The following is a 14,149-nucleotide window of genomic DNA, read 5'->3' as shown; positions in this document are numbered from 1 at the left end:
CCCGGGTTCCGCAGTTGGTGGGCAGATGAATCGCCTGAATTGGCGGGTTGACTAGGTCGAACGCGTGGTTTGGGTGCGTGGGGTCGTGTGCCCACGCGTCCGCAGGTCACCAGAAGCGCCGTTTTGCCTTGTCAGGCTGGGGTGAGGGTGGTGACGGTGGGGGGTGGGGTGACCTTGCAGGCGGCGAGAATGCCGGTTTGGGTGGTGTTGAGCGGGGTGACGTGGACGACGCTGCCGGCACTCCCGGTGAGGGTGACGGCGTGGACGCGGCCGAGCTCGATCGCGATCCGCCGCCACGTCAGGTCGGTGGACCGTTCGGCGACCCGGATCAGCAGCAGGGCGAGCCAGCACAGCAGGACGTGGGCGCGGATTCGGGGTTCCAGATGGTGATGAACCGGCCGGAGTTCCAGCGTGGACTTCAGGTCGCGGAAGCCGCGTTCGGCCTCGAGGAGGTTCTTGTAGCCCAGGGCGATGTCCTCGGGGGTCAGGTCGGGGTCGGAGGTCGACAGCAGGTACTTGCCGTCGAGGCGTTCCTCCGCGGTCACCTTCGCCCGGTCGATGACCAACCGGCCGGAGGGTTGTTGGCGGACCCAGCGGCCGTAGGCGGGATGGTCGCGCAGGGCACACTCGGCCTTCACATGCGCCGGCTCCACGGGCTTGTCGTCCGCCTTGACCGTGGCCTTCCCAGCCGGCTTCGCAGGGGTCTTCGCGGCTCGTTCGCGGAGTGCCTTGATTCGCTCCAACTCGGCTCGGATGTGGTCGAGGGCGGTGTCGCGTTGGGTCTTGTCCCGTTCGGCTTCGGACGGGTTGTGGCAGATCACCCACCGGCGGTCCGGGGCGGCGTCGAGTCTGACTTCCTTGACGCGCAGGTTGTCGCGGACCTGGGAGTAGCGGCCCTGCCGCGACAACGCGGCTTCCACCAGCGGGCTGCCGTCGCGCATCCGTTCCCCGGCGATGTAGTGCCCACCCGCCCGTTTCAGATACTGCAGGTTGGCTTCGGAGGAGAAGCCGCGGTCGACGACGGTGACCACCCGGCCCAGGCGCCAGTCCCGCATGCTGTCCTTGACTTCGGGCAGGACGGTGACGTCGGTGGTGTTGCCGGGCCAGCACCAACACCGCACCGGGATGCCTTCCTTCGTGACCGCGAGACCGATGACGATCTGGGGCAGGTCCTTGCGGTGGTCCTTCGAATGGCCGTACAGCCGGAACGCGGCGTCGCCGGTCTCTTCGGTGTCGCGTTCGAAATAGGTGCTGGTCGTGTCGAACAGGAGCACGTCGACTTCGAGGTTGAGCAGGTTCGCCACCGCGAAGAACACCGCCTCCTGCACCTTCGCTTGAGCGTCGGCTTCGATGAGGACGTCCATCGCCCGGTACGCCTGATCGTCATCCATCGAGGTGAGGCCGGGGATCGCCGCGTCGTGGGAGGCCCACTCCGCGGCCGACAGCTTCGACATCGGATCGATCGCCCGGTTCGCCACCAACGCGAACAACACCCGCTCCACATCGGTGGTGAATTTCCGCGGGCCGAGCGCCTTCCGCAGGGCATCATCCACGCCGAGCATCCGCCACAACCCATCCAACAGGTACACCGTCCCCATCGGACGGGACTCCGCCACCCGGAGGTGGTCACCGACCCAGTGTGCGGCGTCGCCGGGCAACGCTGCGGGGGCGGGTTCGCCCAGGTACCGGTTGATCGAGGCCACCAGCCGGGTCAGGCCGTCCCGGTCCAGGCGATCCTCCCGGCCCAGGTTCAACAGGACCTCAGCCTGGGTGACGCCGTCGACCTTCCGGTTGTGCGCCACCTGCACGTACCGGACGATGCTGCCGTCCTTGTTCCGTCGTTGCGTGGTCCGCAAGTACATGCCCACCACTCCACCGCGTCCGCCGCGGTGAACACAAGCCCGACACGACAATTCGTGTGCCCACCGTTTTCAGCCGTTCCGGGACCACCGAATCGCGTTGACAAGCATCGATGCTCGCTCAGACCCGCCCGAATGCCCACCAACTGCGGAACTCGGGGTCCAGGGGGATGACCTCGAGCGCCCGCTCGTGGGTCGACGCCAGGACGACGGGTGCCGGCACCCCGGCCTGGTAGGACTGGAACCACCGCACCGCGACGACGCACCACCGGTCCCCCGGCCGGAGTCCGGGGAACCCCCACTCGGGGCGCGGCGTCACCAGGTCGTTGCCCACCGCACGCTGGTGCGCAAGGAATTCCCGGGTCACGACCGCGCACACCGTGTGGCTGCCCACGTCTTCGGGGCTGGTCCGGCAGAAACCGTCGCGGAAGAAGCCCGTCACCGGGTCGGTCCCGCACTCAGCCAATGGACCGCCGAGGACGTTGCGCTCGTGTTCCATGAGGGCATGGTAGGCGGAGGCCCCAGCCGCGCCCAGCCCCTCGGCCCGCCCGCTCCGCTCAGGTGAAGACGCGCTTGACGTACGGCGCGATGTAGCTGCTCCCGTACCGGGCGCTGATCTTCCGGATCGCCGCGTACCGGCCGTAGGCCTCCATCATGGTTCCGTCGCCGAGGTCGATGGCCACGTGGTGCACGACGCCGGAGGAGTTGGTGTAGAAGATCAGGTCACCGCGGCGCCGCTCCGACCTCGGGACCGACCTGATGCCGGTGTGCGCGTAGAGCTGCCGGCTGGTCCGGTAGGTCGGCTCGGCGTGCTTGATCACGCTGATGGGCTGCGGGTCCTTGCCCGCGGCGTAGATCGCCTGGAGGACGAGCCCGGAGCAGTCGAAGCCCAAGGCGTAGGGACCCGCCCCGCCCCACGTGTACCGGGAGCCACGCTGGGCGAGGGCGTACTGGATCATCTTCTCGACGCGCTCGCGGCGGGTGGCGCTCAGCGGCAGCTTCGGCTGCACCTGGTAGGCGTCGATGGTGAACGCGCGGCCTGTGCCCAGCGCGGTCCAGGTGACGGGCCCCACGATCCCGTCGACCTCGAGCCGCCGCGAGCGCTGGAAGTCCATCACCGCCCGCCTCGTGGCCCAGTCGTACGTCTGGTCAGAGCCGTAGCGCTCCATGCCGAGCCGCTTCTGGATCAGGTACACCCGCGTACCGTTCCAGCCGCTGCGGATGTAGACGCCGCCCTTCACCCGCGTGATCGCGGTCACGTACGGCAGCGTGGCCGCGTCCGCCTCCGTGGGCAGCAGCAACCCCTCCGCGACCCAGGCCAACGCCCCCAGCGTGGACCCGAGCAGGACGCTCCTCCGACTGATGGTCACGATGATCCCCCCTGCCTCCGGGCACCGGCACCACTGCCCTGCCCCGGACGCTGACCGGCAGCGTACTCCCGGGCCGGGGGCCGCCGTGGCCGCATCCGGGAACGACAAAGGGCGCGACGGACCTTCCGGTCCGCCGCGCCCCTGGTCACAGCCCCGAGGGGTCCTGGATCACTCCTTGACGTCCTCGTCGACCCAGTCGAACGTCCGGGTCACGGCCTTCTTCCAGTTGCGGAACAGTCGGTCACGCTCCGACTCGTCGACCGACGGCGTCCAGCGCTTGTCCTCGGCCCAGTTGTCGATGACGTCCTGCTCGCCGTTCCAGAAGCCCACCGCGATGCCGGCCGCGTACGCCGCACCGAGGGCGGTCGTCTCGGGGACGACCGGACGGACGACGTCCACGCCGAGCTGGTCGGCCTGGAACTGCATGAGCAGCTCGTTGGCGGTCATGCCGCCGTCGACCTTGAGCTCCGCGAGCTTCACGCCGGAGTCGGCCTCCATGGCCTCCAGCACCTCGCGCGTCTGGTAGGCGGTGGCCTCCAGGGCGGCGCGGGCGATGTGGCCCTTGTTGACGTAGCGGGTGAGGCCGACGAGGGCGCCGCGGGCGTCCGAACGCCAGTACGGCGCGAAGAGGCCCGAGAACGCCGGCACGAAGTACGCACCGCCGTTGTCGTCGACGGTCTCCGCCATGCTCTCGATCTCCGGGGAGGTCGAGATCATGCCGAGGTTGTCGCGAAGCCACTGCACGAGCGAGCCCGTGACCGCGATGGAGCCCTCGAGGGCGTAGATCGGAGCGTCGTCGCCGATCTTGTAGCACACGGTGGTCAGCAGGCCGTTCTTGGACGGAACGATCTCGGTGCCCGTGTTGAGCAGCATGAAGTTGCCGGTGCCGTAGGTGTTCTTCGCCATGCCGGGCTCGAAGCAGGCCTGGCCGAACGTGGCCGCCTGCTGGTCACCGAGGTCGCCGGCGATCGGGGTGCCGATCAGCAGGCTCTCCGGGGAGCCTTCGCCGTAGACCTCGGCCGAGCTGCGGATCTCGGGCAGCATCGACATGGGGATGCCCATGTCGGCCGCGATGCCCTCGTCCCACGCCAGCGTCTGGAGGTCCATGAGCATGGTGCGGGAGGCGTTGGTCACGTCGGTGACGTGGACGCCGCCTTCGACCCCGCCGGTCAGGTTCCAGATCAGCCAGGTGTCCATGTTGCCCATGACGAGGTCGCCGGCCTCGGCGCGCTCGCGGGCGCCCTCGACGTTGTCGAGGATCCACTTGACCTTGGGGCCGGAGAAGTAGGTCGCCAGGGGGAGGCCCACCTTCGCCTTGTACTTGTCGGCGCCCTCGGCGCCGCCGAGCTCCTCGACGATCTTCGCGGTCCGGGTGTCCTGCCAGACGATCGCGTTGTAGACGGGCTCACCGGTCTTGCGGTCCCACACGACGGTGGTCTCGCGCTGGTTGGTGATGCCCACGGCAGCGAGCTGGTGGCGGTTGATGTTGGCCGCCGACAGCGCCTGGCCCACGACCTCGCGGGTGTTGGCCCACACCTCCTTCGGGTCGTGCTCGACCCAGCCGGCCCGCGGGAAGATCTGCTCGTGCTCCTTCTGCCCGCTGGCGATGCTGCGACCGCTGTGGTCGAAGATGATGGCCCGGGTACTCGTGGTCCCCTGGTCGATGGCCATCACGTACATGGTGTCTGACATGTTTCTCCTTTTGCTGACGGGTCAGGAACGGATCAGGCGGGCAGCAGGACACCGGCGAGGACGCCGGCGAGGACGCCACCGATGATCGGGCCGACGACGGGAACCCAGGAGTAGCCCCAGTCGGAGCTGCCCTTGCCGGGGATCGGCAGCACCGCGTGCGCGATGCGGGGGCCGAGGTCACGCGCGGGGTTGATGGCGTACCCGGTCGGGCCACCGAGCGAGATGCCGATGCCGACGACCAGCAGGGCCACGCCCAGCGCGCCGAGCCAGCCGAGGCCGGCCGGGGTGCTGGTGGCCGAGTCGCCCCAGTGGCCCGCGGCCAGCACGACGAAGACGAGCACGAAGGTGCCCAGGATCTCGGTGACGGTGTTCCAGATCGGGTCGCGCACCTCGGGGCCGGTCGAGAAGACGCCCAGCTTGAGCGCCGGGTCGGCGTCCTGGTCGAACTGCCGCTTGTAGGCGAGGTAGGCGAGCACGGCGCCGATGAAGGCGCCCAGCAGCTGGGCCGCGATGTAGGTGATGATCGACATGGCGTCGACCGCGATGCCGGGGACGAACTCCTTGGCGCCGCTGGCGACGAGGCCGAGGGTGACGGCGGGGTTCAGGTGACCGCCCGACTTGTAGGAGACGAGGACGCCCGCGAAGACCGCGATGCCCCACCCCCAGTTGACGTACAGGAAGCCGGAGCCCTGCCCCTTGCTCTTGGGGAGCAGGTTGCTGGCGACGACGCCGGCACCGAGCAGGAGGAGCATGGCGGTGCCCACCGTCTCGGAGAGGAAAATAGTGGCAAGGGACACGGTGTCCATTCCCCCTTCCGGCACCAACCCTGGTGCCATTCGTGTTCTCGCGGGACCCAGAGGGGCGTCAGACCATCATTGGACGGGTACAGTCGGGCGCATTCGGGCTTGCACAGACGTGCAGGGAGAGGTGTATCGCGTGCACGACCGCTACGAGGAGATCTACGACGCGGCCCTGCGGCATTACGTCCACGGGGAGACGATGGAGTCCATCGCCCACGCGATGGGCGTGTCCCGCTCGACGGTGTCGCGGCTGCTCGCGCGGGCCCGCGAAGAGGGGATCGTGCGGATCTCCCTCGCCGGGCACCAGGGGTCCCGGTCGCCGCTCGCGCTCGAGTTGGCCGACGAGTTCGGCGTGCGGGTGCACCTGGTGACGGTGGGCGACGCGGCGTCCCCCGCCCGACGCTTCGACCAGGTGACGCGGCGGGCCGGCACGCTCGTCAGCTCACTCGTCGGCGACGACACCGGCATCGGCATCGCGTGGGGCGTCACGGTGAGCCTCGTGGCCCGGCACCTCGAGCCGCGCCGGCTCGGCGGCGTCCGCGTCGTGCAACTCAACGGCAGCGCGCACGCAGGGGACACGGCCATCCCGTACGTGGGGTCGATCCTGCAGACCGTCGCCGAGGCCTACGGCGGACGCGTCGTCCACTTCCCCGTCCCCGCGTTCTTCGACCACCTGGAGTCGAAGGAGTGGATGTGGCGCGAGCGGTCGGTGCAGTCGGTGCTCGCCGAGATCGACCGCCTCGACCTCGCCGTCTTCGGGGTCGGGTCGCTGCGGGGCCGCGTCCGGTCGCACGTCTACTCCGCCGGGTACATCGAGCCCGCCGACCTGGCGAAGATCGTCCAGGAGGGGGCGGTCGGAGACGTGTGCACGGTGCTCCTGCGGGAGGACGGCACGTGGGAGGACATCGAACTCAACCGGCGGGCCACCGGCCCGACGCCGTCCCAACTCCAGGCCATCGGACGCCGCGTCTGCGTCGTCGCCGACCCGCAACGGGCCCAGGCCACGCTCGGGGCGCTGCGGGCGGGCGTGGCCACCGACCTCGTCTGCGACGACTCGACGGCCAAGGCGGTCCTCAACCGCCTGTGATGCACGCTCGCGCAGCATCGGCGTGCGGACGTGCATGCTTGCGCAGTTTCCCCCGGTTTGCTTGCGGGCCCCTCCCCCTCGTTGGAAGGTGAGCGTAGACCGGCGGCGGGGCCGGTGCCTGGAAGGGGGACACAGTGAAGCGTCTCGACACCGACGTCGTCGTGATCGGCGGCGGCTCGACCGGACTGGGTGTCGTCCGCGACGTCGCGATGCGCGGCTACCGCGCGGTGCTGGTGGAGCGGGTCGACCTCGGGCAGGGCACGACCGGCCGGTTCCACGGTCTGCTGCACTCGGGTGGCCGGTACGTGGTGAGCGATCCGCAGTCGGCGACGGAGTGCGCCGACGAGAACGTGATCCTCAAGCGCATCCAGGCGTCCGCGATCGAGGACACCGGTGGCTTCTTCGTGACGCTGCCCGGGGACGACCCGTCCTACGCCGACCAGTTCCTGGCCGGCGCTGCGAAGACCGGCGTCCCCGCGACAGAGATCAGCGTGGCCGAGGCGCTCCGCCGCGAGCCGCGCCTCCATCCGGGCATCCAGCGGGCCATCGAGGTGGCTGACGGTTCGGTCGACGGCTGGCAGCTGGTCTGGGGGGCGGCGCGTTCGGCCATGGCCCACGGGGCCAAGGTGCTCACCTACCACCGCGTCACGCGCATCGAGCGCGAGGGCGGCCGGGTGTCGGCCGTGCTGTGCCGCGACGAGAAGGGCGGGGAGGACGTCCGCATCGAGTGCTCGTTCGTGCTGAACTGCGCCGGTCCGTGGGCGGGCCAGATCGCGGCGATGGCCGGCGCCCGTGAGGTGGAGGTGGTGGCGGGCCGCGGGATCATGATCGCGATGAACCACCGGATCGTGAACACGGTCATCAATCGCTGCGTCTACCCCACGGACGGCGACATCCTCGTACCGGTGCACACGGTGTCGATCATCGGCACCACCGACATCCACGAGTCCGACCCGGACCACCTGCCGATCCCACGCGACGAGGTGCAGCAGATGCTGGACGCCGGCGAGGCGATGATCCCCGGCTTCCGGACGGCGCGTGCGCTGCACGCCTGGTCGGGCTCGCGGCCCCTGATCAAGGACGACCGGGTCGCCGCCCACGACACCCGGAACATGAGCCGCGGCATGGCGGTCATCGACCATTCCGAGCGCGACGGGCTGTCGGGCATGCTCACCATCGGCGGCGGCAAGCTGACCACGTACCGGCTCATGGCCGAGCACATCGTCGATGCCATGGGCGACCAGCTCGGCGAGACCCGCCCCTGCCGCACCGCCGACGAGGTGATCCCGGGTAGCGAGGACCGGCGACTCTACGCCGTGACCCACCGGCTCGAGGAGCGCGAGGCGGACCGGCTCGACGACCCGATCGTCTGCGAGTGCGAGCTGATGAGCCGCTCGATGCTCGTCGACGCCCTGCACGCGCAACCCAATGCGACCCTCGACGACCTCCGTCGCCAGCTCCGTCTCGGGATGGGCCCGTGCCAGGGCGGTTTCTGTGCCGCGCGGGCGGCCGGGATCGCCTGCTCCGAGCAGGTCGCGGACGCCGAGCGCGCGACCGGCCTGTTGCGGCTGTTCCTCAAACACCGGTGGATCGGGCTGTGGCCCATCCTCTACGGGCCACAGGTGCGGCAGACCGCCCTGGACCACTGGATCTTCGCAGGCACGCTCGACGTCGAGCACCTGCCCGAACCCGAGCAGGAGGTGCTGCGATGAGCGACGTCGTCGTGATCGGTGCCGGACTCGCCGGCCTCACCGCGGCCCTGCGGCTCGCGCGCGCCGGACAGTCGGTGACGCTCGTCACCAAGGGCCCCGGAGGCCTCCAGCTCTCCCAGGGCACCATCGACATCCTCGGCTACGCACCCCACCGGGTCGAACACCCGCTCGAGGCGGTCCGCGACGTCCCGGCCGACCACCCCTACGCACCCCTCGGCTCGGACGCCGTGGGCGCGGCCGCCGCATGGCTGGCCGGGGCCCTCGGGCCCGACCTGCTCGTGGGTGACCCCGCCCGCAACCTCCACCTGCCCACGGCGGTCGGCGCCCTGCGGCCCACAGCCTTGGCGCAGCCGTCGATGGTGGCCGGGGATGCGATCGGGGGACGCAGCTACGCGGTCGTCGGCGTCCGGCAGCTGAAGGACTTCCCCGCCGACCTGGTGGCCGGCAACCTGGCCCGCAGCACCGCCCCCGACGGCGGAGCGCTCGCGGCGAGTGCGGCGTGGGTCGACCTGCCCGCCCGCCCGGGGGAGGCCGACCCCAGCCCCCTCACCTACGCCCGCGCCCTCGACGAGGAGGCCTTCGCGGCCCGGTTCGCCCGCGCGGTCGCCGCCGCTGCCGGTCCCGGCGACGTCGTGGCCCTGCCCGCCGTGCTGGGCGTGCGGCGCAGCGGGGTGTGGCGGCAGGTCGCCGAGGTGGTCGGACGCGACGTGTGCGAGATTCCCCTCCCGCCCCCCTCCGTGCCGGGACTGAGGCTGTACGAGGCGCTGCTCGCGCTGGTGCGCGCCGCCGGCGTTCGGATCGTCACCGGCAGCCGGATCGTCGGCCGCACCCTGGAGGCGGACGCCGTGGCGTCCGTCACCCTGGCCGCCGCCGGCGGCCCGCGCCAGCTGCGGGCCGACGCGTTCGTGTACGCCCCGGGCGGGTTCGAGAGCGGTGCACTGGAGGTGGATTCCTTCGGTGCGATCTCGGAACCGGTGTTCGGACTGCCCCTGACCGCCACCGACGCGGGGCCGCTGATCCCGGCCACCTACTGGGGGCCCCACCCCCTCTTCGCCGTCGGCGTCCGCACCGACGCCGCCGGCCGACCTGCGGACGCCGCCGGTGCGGCCGTCCACCCCAACCTGTACGTGGCCGGCGGCCTCATCGCCGGCGCCGAGCGCTGGCGCGAGAAGTCGGGAGACGGGATCGCCGTCGCCACGGCCGTCCGGGCCGCCGACCACATCACCGGAGGAACACGATGAGCGAGAAGTCCAGGGCCGAGCGGGCCCAGCACCTGCGCGAGCGGCTCAACAACGAGCTCAACCGCATGAGCCTCGACCAGTGCGTCAAGTGCACGATCTGCGAGACGAGCTGCCCGGTCGCGGCCGTCACGCCCCTGTTCTCGGGGCCGAAGTTCGTGGGCCCGCAGGCCGAGCGGTTCCGCGACGGTGACTCCGTCGACCACTCGGTCGACTACTGCTCCAGCTGCGGCACCTGCAGCGTCGTGTGTCCCCAAGGCGTGAACGTGGCCGAACTCAACTCGCTGGCCCGGGCCGTCATGAAGGCCGAACACGGCGTCCCGCTCCGGGATCGGATCATCACCCAGACCGTCCTCATGGGCCAGGCGATGACGCCGGTCGCACCGATCGCCAACGCCGTCCTCGACAACAAGCTCGCCCGCTTCGCCATGGAGAAGGTCGTCGGCGTCCACCGCGACGCCCCGATGCCCACCGCGCGCACCCAGTCGTTGCGCACGTGGCTGAAGAAGCGGCCCGCCCCGACCAAGGCCCCCACCCGTGGAGCGCTGGTCTACTTCCACGGCTGCGCCGGCGGCTACTTCGAGGTGGACGCCGCGAAGAAGGCCATCGAGGTGCTGGAGCACCTCGGCTTCGAGGTGCTCGTGCCCGAGCAGGGCTGCTGCGGCCTCGCCGAGCAGAGCAACGGCCTGTTCGAACAGGCGACGAAGTCGGTTCGCGCCCTGGTGAAGGCGCTGCGCTCCGCCGGCACCGACCTGACGATCGTCAGCACCGCGGGCAGCTGCACCGGCATGCTCAAGCACGAGGCCCACGAGATCCTCGGCTTGGACGACAGCGAACTGGCCGACGTCGGGACGCGGATCCGGGAGATCTCGGAGTTCCTCATGGAACTGCACGAGGCCGGCGAGCTGCCCACCGACTTCCGGCCGATCAACCAGCGACTGCCCTACCACGCCCCCTGCCAGCTGAAGAGCCAGGGCATCGGGACGCCGGCCTTCGACCTGCTGCGGCTGATCCCCGGGCTCGAGGTGGTCGACAGCAACGCCACCTGCTGCGGCATCGCGGGTACCTACGGCCTCAAGAAGGAGAAGTACGACATCGCCCAGGCCGTCGGCAAGCCGCTGTTCGACATGGTGAAACACACCGAGCAGGGCCTCGCGGCCTGCGACACCGAGACCTGCCGCTGGCAGATCGAGAACTCCACCGGCGTGCGCACCGTGCACCCCATCGTCCTCGTACACCAGGCCTACGGCCTGGGCGCGGTGACGCCATGACCGAGGCGGCACGGACCCCTCACGACATCGAGTGCTGGCTCACGGACATGGACGGGGTGCTGGTGCACGAAGACCACGCCCTGCCCGGAGCCGTCGAGCTCATCGACGGCTGGCTGGCGACGTCTCGGCGCTTCCTGGTGCTCACGAACAACTCCACCTGGACCCCGCGAGACCTGGCGGCACGGCTCGAGCGCGCGGGATTGCACGTCCCGGAGGAGAACCTGTGGACCTCCGCGATGGCGACCGCTGCCTTCCTGGCCGGTCAACCCGGGAAGAAGACCGCCTTCGTCATCGGGGAGGTGGGGCTCACCACCGCCCTCCACGACGCCGGCTTCGTCCTCACCGATGTCGACCCCGACTACGTCGTGCTCGGCGAGACACGCAACTACTCGTTCGAGGCGGTCACCAGGGCCATCAGACTGGTGCTGGCGGGGGCGCGTTACATCGTCACCAACCCTGACGCCACGGGGCCGTCGGCCGACGGCGTCGTCGCCGCCACCGGGGCGGTGGCAGCGATGATCACCGAGGCCACGAAACGCAAGCCCTACGTGGTCGGTAAGCCCAACCCCATGATGTTCCGGTCCGCGATGAACCGCATCGCGGCCCACTCTGAGACCACAGCGATGATCGGGGACCGGATGGACACCGACATCGTGGCCGGTATGGAGGCCGGGCTGCACACGGTGCTGGTGCTCAGCGGCTTGACGACGATGGCCGACGTGGAGACGTACCCCTTCCGACCGGACCAGGTCGTCTCGTCAGTGGCCGAGTTGCTCGACCAGCTCTGAGCCACTCGAAGAGAGGGCTGCGACGCGTCAGGCGGCTCCGCAGGGCGAAAGGGGGCCTTCTAGCGCATGACTCCTCCCTACGCCGGCGTCCGCAGGTCGCATCTGCGGTCATCGCCTTGGCCAGGCCGGCGAAGGCAGACAAAACGCCAGCGAGCGGCACGTCTTGCTCACGGACAGCCCTGTGGGGTCAGGTGCCATAGAGGGCACGGTGTGGGACCCGAGGCGACCGTCGCTGTCCACCGGCTGCAGTCGGCACCCGTTATGGGCGGTGACAGGCTTGTCTGGGCCCATGACGGGAGGCCGCGATGCAATGCGAGAAGCGCCGCTCCGGTCTTCTGCGGTCCGACCACGGACGGGGTGGTAGCCCTGCGATGAACCGCGCACATGTCGCCAGCGACCTTCTCGTGTCCGCCTATGCTGAGGGGCAGCCTTGGACGCGTGTTCCGCCCCGGGTCCAAGGTTCAGAACCATTCCCCACGTATTCCCCACGGCAAGGTGACGAAGTGCCAATCGATCCGCATAAAGCCTTGTCAGGGGGTCATTATCGGCTGACAGAAGAGAGCTTCAACTCCTCTCTCGCGCACAAAAGTGCCTTTGGCTAGGGGAAATACAGTGAATCGGCGGGAGGTGAAAGCCTCTCGCCGATCCCTGTCTCTGGGTGCTGGTTCGCCTTTGGCAACGGGTGACACCCGGGGACGCGGTCCCGAGTGCCGTCGGGGACAGGCTTCTTGCCTGGTTGGTGGGGCTCATTCCCCACGGGGTCCCCACGGTCGTGATGATGCCGATACCGAGGACCACTTTCCGCTTGAGCCGGCGATCCCCCCGCGTGTCCAAGCCGCTCGGACTGCTGTTACTTCGCTTGACGCTAAGACAGACAGCGGGCGCGGCCTCCGTGTAGGTCGTCTGGTCCTGCCGGGCAGGGTCGAAGCGCGTGCACCACATCGGGCTCGCTGATGCCAGGTGGAAGCCCCAGCGACGATCCTCAGCATTGTATTCATTGGTGTTGATCGTTTACGGCGGCCTTTTTTCGGTGCAGGCGAGGTTCGCGTCGGGGTCACGCAGGAGGTGCCAGATGATGACCAGGATGGAGCGGCCGACGGCGACGAGGGCCTATCCGGCTGCCACGTCTTCGGGCGATGCGTCGGTAGCGTTCCCCGAGGAAGGTGTCGGTCCTGCCCGCCGAGTTGTCGGCCTCGCCGAGCGGGGCGGCCAGATACCGGTTGCCGTGCCCGGTGGCCCCGTTGCCCTTCTTCCGTCCGGCGGATTCCTTTACACCCGGTGCGAACTTGGCCCAGGAGCACAGATGCACCGCGGTCGGGAGCCGGGACATATCCACCCCGACTTCGGCGATGATCACCCGTCGTGAGGAGGGGGTTCTCGCTGCTTCGACCAGTCGGCAACAGGTGGACCCAGATGGTGGCAATGACTTGGCGAAATGCCGCAAGCCCAAAGGCTTGTCAAAGGGGCTCATCACAATCCAGGGTGTAATCGGGGTCTGAATCCGCCGGTCTCGAGCAGTGATCTGGCGATGTAGTTGGTGAGGTTCCGGAAGCCGAGTGCCGATCCGCGGAGGTGTTCGAGGCGGCCGTTGAGGGCCTCGGTGGGACCGTTTGTCGACAACGCTCGAATATGAGGCCGATCCGACGTTCGAAAACGAGGCCACCGGTTCGTCGAGTCCTAGTCTGCCGCGTCTTGGGTTCTGATGCTGGGCAGGGTGTCGATCCCGCGGTTGCGTAGCCGGTAGCTGGCGCCCTTCAGGGTGAGGACGTCGGCGTGGTGGACGACCCTGTCGATCATCGCGGCGGCGACGGCCTGGTCGCCGAATACGCCGCCCCAGCCGCTGAAGGGCAAGTTGGACGTGAGGATGAGTGAGGCGTGTTCGTAGCGGCTGGACACGAGCTGGAAGAACAGGTTCGCGGCGTCCTGCTCGAAGGGCAGGTAGCCGACCTCGTCGACGATGATCAGCCCGTAGCGCCGCAGCCGGGTGAGTTCCTGGGGTAGTCGTCCGGCGCGGTGGGCGTCGGTGAGTCGGGTGACCCACTCGGTCGCGGTCGCGAACAGCACCCGGTGGCCGTGATTCGCGGCCGCGATGCCAAGGCCGGTGGCCAGGATGCTTCTATGTCTGTCAAGCGGTCATGGGCAGGCTCCTTGCGACGGCGGCGGCGTGGGTGTTCATGAGTCGGTAGACCTCTCGGGCGATGGCTCGTTTCAGGCAGCGTTTGATGTCGCGGGCACTCTTGCCCTCTTGGGTGCGCCGGGCGGCGTAGGCCTTGGTCGGTTCATGGATCCGGAGTCGGCTGAGGGCGACGGTGTGAAGGGCGCGGTTGAGTTG

Annotated in this window: 12 protein-coding genes and 2 pseudogenes; 5 read left to right on the top strand and 9 right to left on the bottom strand. The window is 69.4% G+C overall.

Features of this window, described 5'->3' with window-relative positions; all coding sequences use genetic code 11:
* Positions 1–131 precede the first annotated feature (131 nt).
* The 5 genes from AC5YDV_RS19010 to AC5YDV_RS18990 form a co-directional block, all read right to left on the bottom strand.
* Positions 132–1,862 carry an IS1634 family transposase gene (locus AC5YDV_RS19010; protein WP_496182193.1) on the bottom strand — a complete coding sequence of 577 codons (1,731 nt, stop codon included), beginning with the start codon at positions 1,860–1,862 and terminating at the stop codon, positions 132–134.
* A 118-nt stretch (positions 1,863–1,980) separates the two neighbouring features.
* Positions 1,981–2,358: a DUF2237 family protein gene (locus tag AC5YDV_RS19005; protein WP_496185093.1), complete on the bottom strand. Its 378-nt coding sequence runs from the start codon at positions 2,356–2,358 to the stop codon at positions 1,981–1,983.
* Between the two features lie 58 nt (positions 2,359–2,416).
* Entirely contained in the window at positions 2,417–3,229 is an 813-nt protein-coding gene (locus AC5YDV_RS19000; protein WP_496185094.1) for a C40 family peptidase, read from the bottom strand.
* A 168-nt stretch (positions 3,230–3,397) separates the two neighbouring features.
* Positions 3,398–4,921, bottom strand: coding sequence for a glycerol kinase GlpK (glpK, locus tag AC5YDV_RS18995; RefSeq protein ID WP_496185095.1), 1,524 nt, complete (start codon positions 4,919–4,921; stop codon positions 3,398–3,400).
* A gap of 32 nt (positions 4,922–4,953) precedes the next feature.
* Complete coding sequence (locus tag AC5YDV_RS18990) at positions 4,954–5,727, bottom strand: MIP/aquaporin family protein (protein ID WP_496185096.1); 774 nt, start codon at positions 5,725–5,727, stop codon at positions 4,954–4,956.
* Positions 5,728–5,857: 130 nt separating this feature from the next.
* On the opposite strand from AC5YDV_RS18990, the gene AC5YDV_RS18985 reads away from it, so the two are divergent.
* The 5 genes from AC5YDV_RS18985 to AC5YDV_RS18965 all read left to right on the top strand — a co-directional run bounded on the left by AC5YDV_RS18985 (position 5,858) and on the right by AC5YDV_RS18965 (position 11,817).
* Entirely contained in the window at positions 5,858–6,808 is a 951-nt protein-coding gene (locus AC5YDV_RS18985) for a sugar-binding transcriptional regulator (protein WP_496185097.1), read from the top strand.
* Between the two features lie 134 nt (positions 6,809–6,942).
* On the top strand, positions 6,943–8,520 hold the full coding sequence (gene glpA / locus AC5YDV_RS18980) for an anaerobic glycerol-3-phosphate dehydrogenase subunit GlpA (RefSeq protein WP_496185098.1): 1,578 nt from the start codon (positions 6,943–6,945) through the stop codon (positions 8,518–8,520).
* A complete protein-coding gene (gene glpB, locus AC5YDV_RS18975; RefSeq protein WP_496185099.1) occupies positions 8,517–9,761 on the top strand; it encodes a glycerol-3-phosphate dehydrogenase subunit GlpB in 1,245 nt (414 codons plus the stop codon). Before glpA ends, glpB begins: the two co-directional genes overlap by 4 nt.
* Positions 9,758–11,029, top strand: coding sequence for an anaerobic glycerol-3-phosphate dehydrogenase subunit C (locus tag AC5YDV_RS18970; protein WP_496185100.1), 1,272 nt, complete (start codon positions 9,758–9,760; stop codon positions 11,027–11,029). Before glpB ends, AC5YDV_RS18970 begins: the two co-directional genes overlap by 4 nt.
* Positions 11,026–11,817: an HAD-IIA family hydrolase gene (locus tag AC5YDV_RS18965; RefSeq protein ID WP_496185101.1), complete on the top strand. Its 792-nt coding sequence runs from the start codon at positions 11,026–11,028 to the stop codon at positions 11,815–11,817. The genes AC5YDV_RS18970 and AC5YDV_RS18965 overlap by 4 nt, the downstream gene beginning before the upstream one ends.
* 1,054 nt (positions 11,818–12,871) lie before the next feature.
* Here the strand turns inward: AC5YDV_RS18965 and AC5YDV_RS18960 are convergent.
* From AC5YDV_RS18960 to AC5YDV_RS18945, 4 genes and pseudogenes are all read right to left on the bottom strand, one after another.
* Positions 12,872–13,288, bottom strand: coding sequence for a transposase (locus tag AC5YDV_RS18960; RefSeq protein ID WP_496185102.1), 417 nt, complete (start codon positions 13,286–13,288; stop codon positions 12,872–12,874).
* A pseudogene (locus AC5YDV_RS18955) lies at positions 13,288–13,434 on the bottom strand (transposase); the annotation flags it as partial. The pseudogene AC5YDV_RS18955 and the gene AC5YDV_RS18960, both read right to left, overlap by 1 nt.
* Positions 13,435–13,494: 60 nt before the next feature.
* Positions 13,495–13,926 carry an ATP-binding protein gene (locus tag AC5YDV_RS18950; protein ID WP_496184767.1) on the bottom strand — a complete coding sequence of 144 codons (432 nt, stop codon included), beginning with the start codon at positions 13,924–13,926 and terminating at the stop codon, positions 13,495–13,497.
* A gap of 16 nt (positions 13,927–13,942) precedes the next feature.
* Positions 13,943–14,149: pseudogene (locus tag AC5YDV_RS18945) on the bottom strand (IS110 family transposase); the annotation flags it as partial.

The sequence above is a fragment of the Propioniciclava sp. LT432 genome (genome assembly GCF_059515965.1).
This window is presented reverse-complemented; position numbering and strand designations above follow the sequence as displayed.

What these genes read in the sequence shown, in the direction of transcription:
- AC5YDV_RS18960 (WP_496185102.1), bottom strand. Translation starts at nt 13,288, where the DNA reads ATGAGCCCCTTTGACAAGCCTTTGGGCTTGCGGCATTTCGCCAAGTCA.
- AC5YDV_RS19005 (WP_496185093.1), bottom strand. Translation starts at nt 2,358, where the DNA reads ATGGAACACGAGCGCAACGTCCTCGGCGGTCCATTGGCTGAGTGCGGG.
- AC5YDV_RS18970 (WP_496185100.1), top strand. Translation starts at nt 9,758, where the DNA reads ATGAGCGAGAAGTCCAGGGCCGAGCGGGCCCAGCACCTGCGCGAGCGG.
- AC5YDV_RS18965 (WP_496185101.1), top strand. Translation starts at nt 11,026, where the DNA reads ATGACCGAGGCGGCACGGACCCCTCACGACATCGAGTGCTGGCTCACG.
- glpB (WP_496185099.1), top strand. Translation starts at nt 8,517, where the DNA reads ATGAGCGACGTCGTCGTGATCGGTGCCGGACTCGCCGGCCTCACCGCG.
- AC5YDV_RS19010 (WP_496182193.1), bottom strand. Translation starts at nt 1,862, where the DNA reads ATGTACTTGCGGACCACGCAACGACGGAACAAGGACGGCAGCATCGTC.
- AC5YDV_RS18990 (WP_496185096.1), bottom strand. Translation starts at nt 5,727, where the DNA reads ATGGACACCGTGTCCCTTGCCACTATTTTCCTCTCCGAGACGGTGGGC.
- glpK (WP_496185095.1), bottom strand. Translation starts at nt 4,921, where the DNA reads ATGTCAGACACCATGTACGTGATGGCCATCGACCAGGGGACCACGAGT.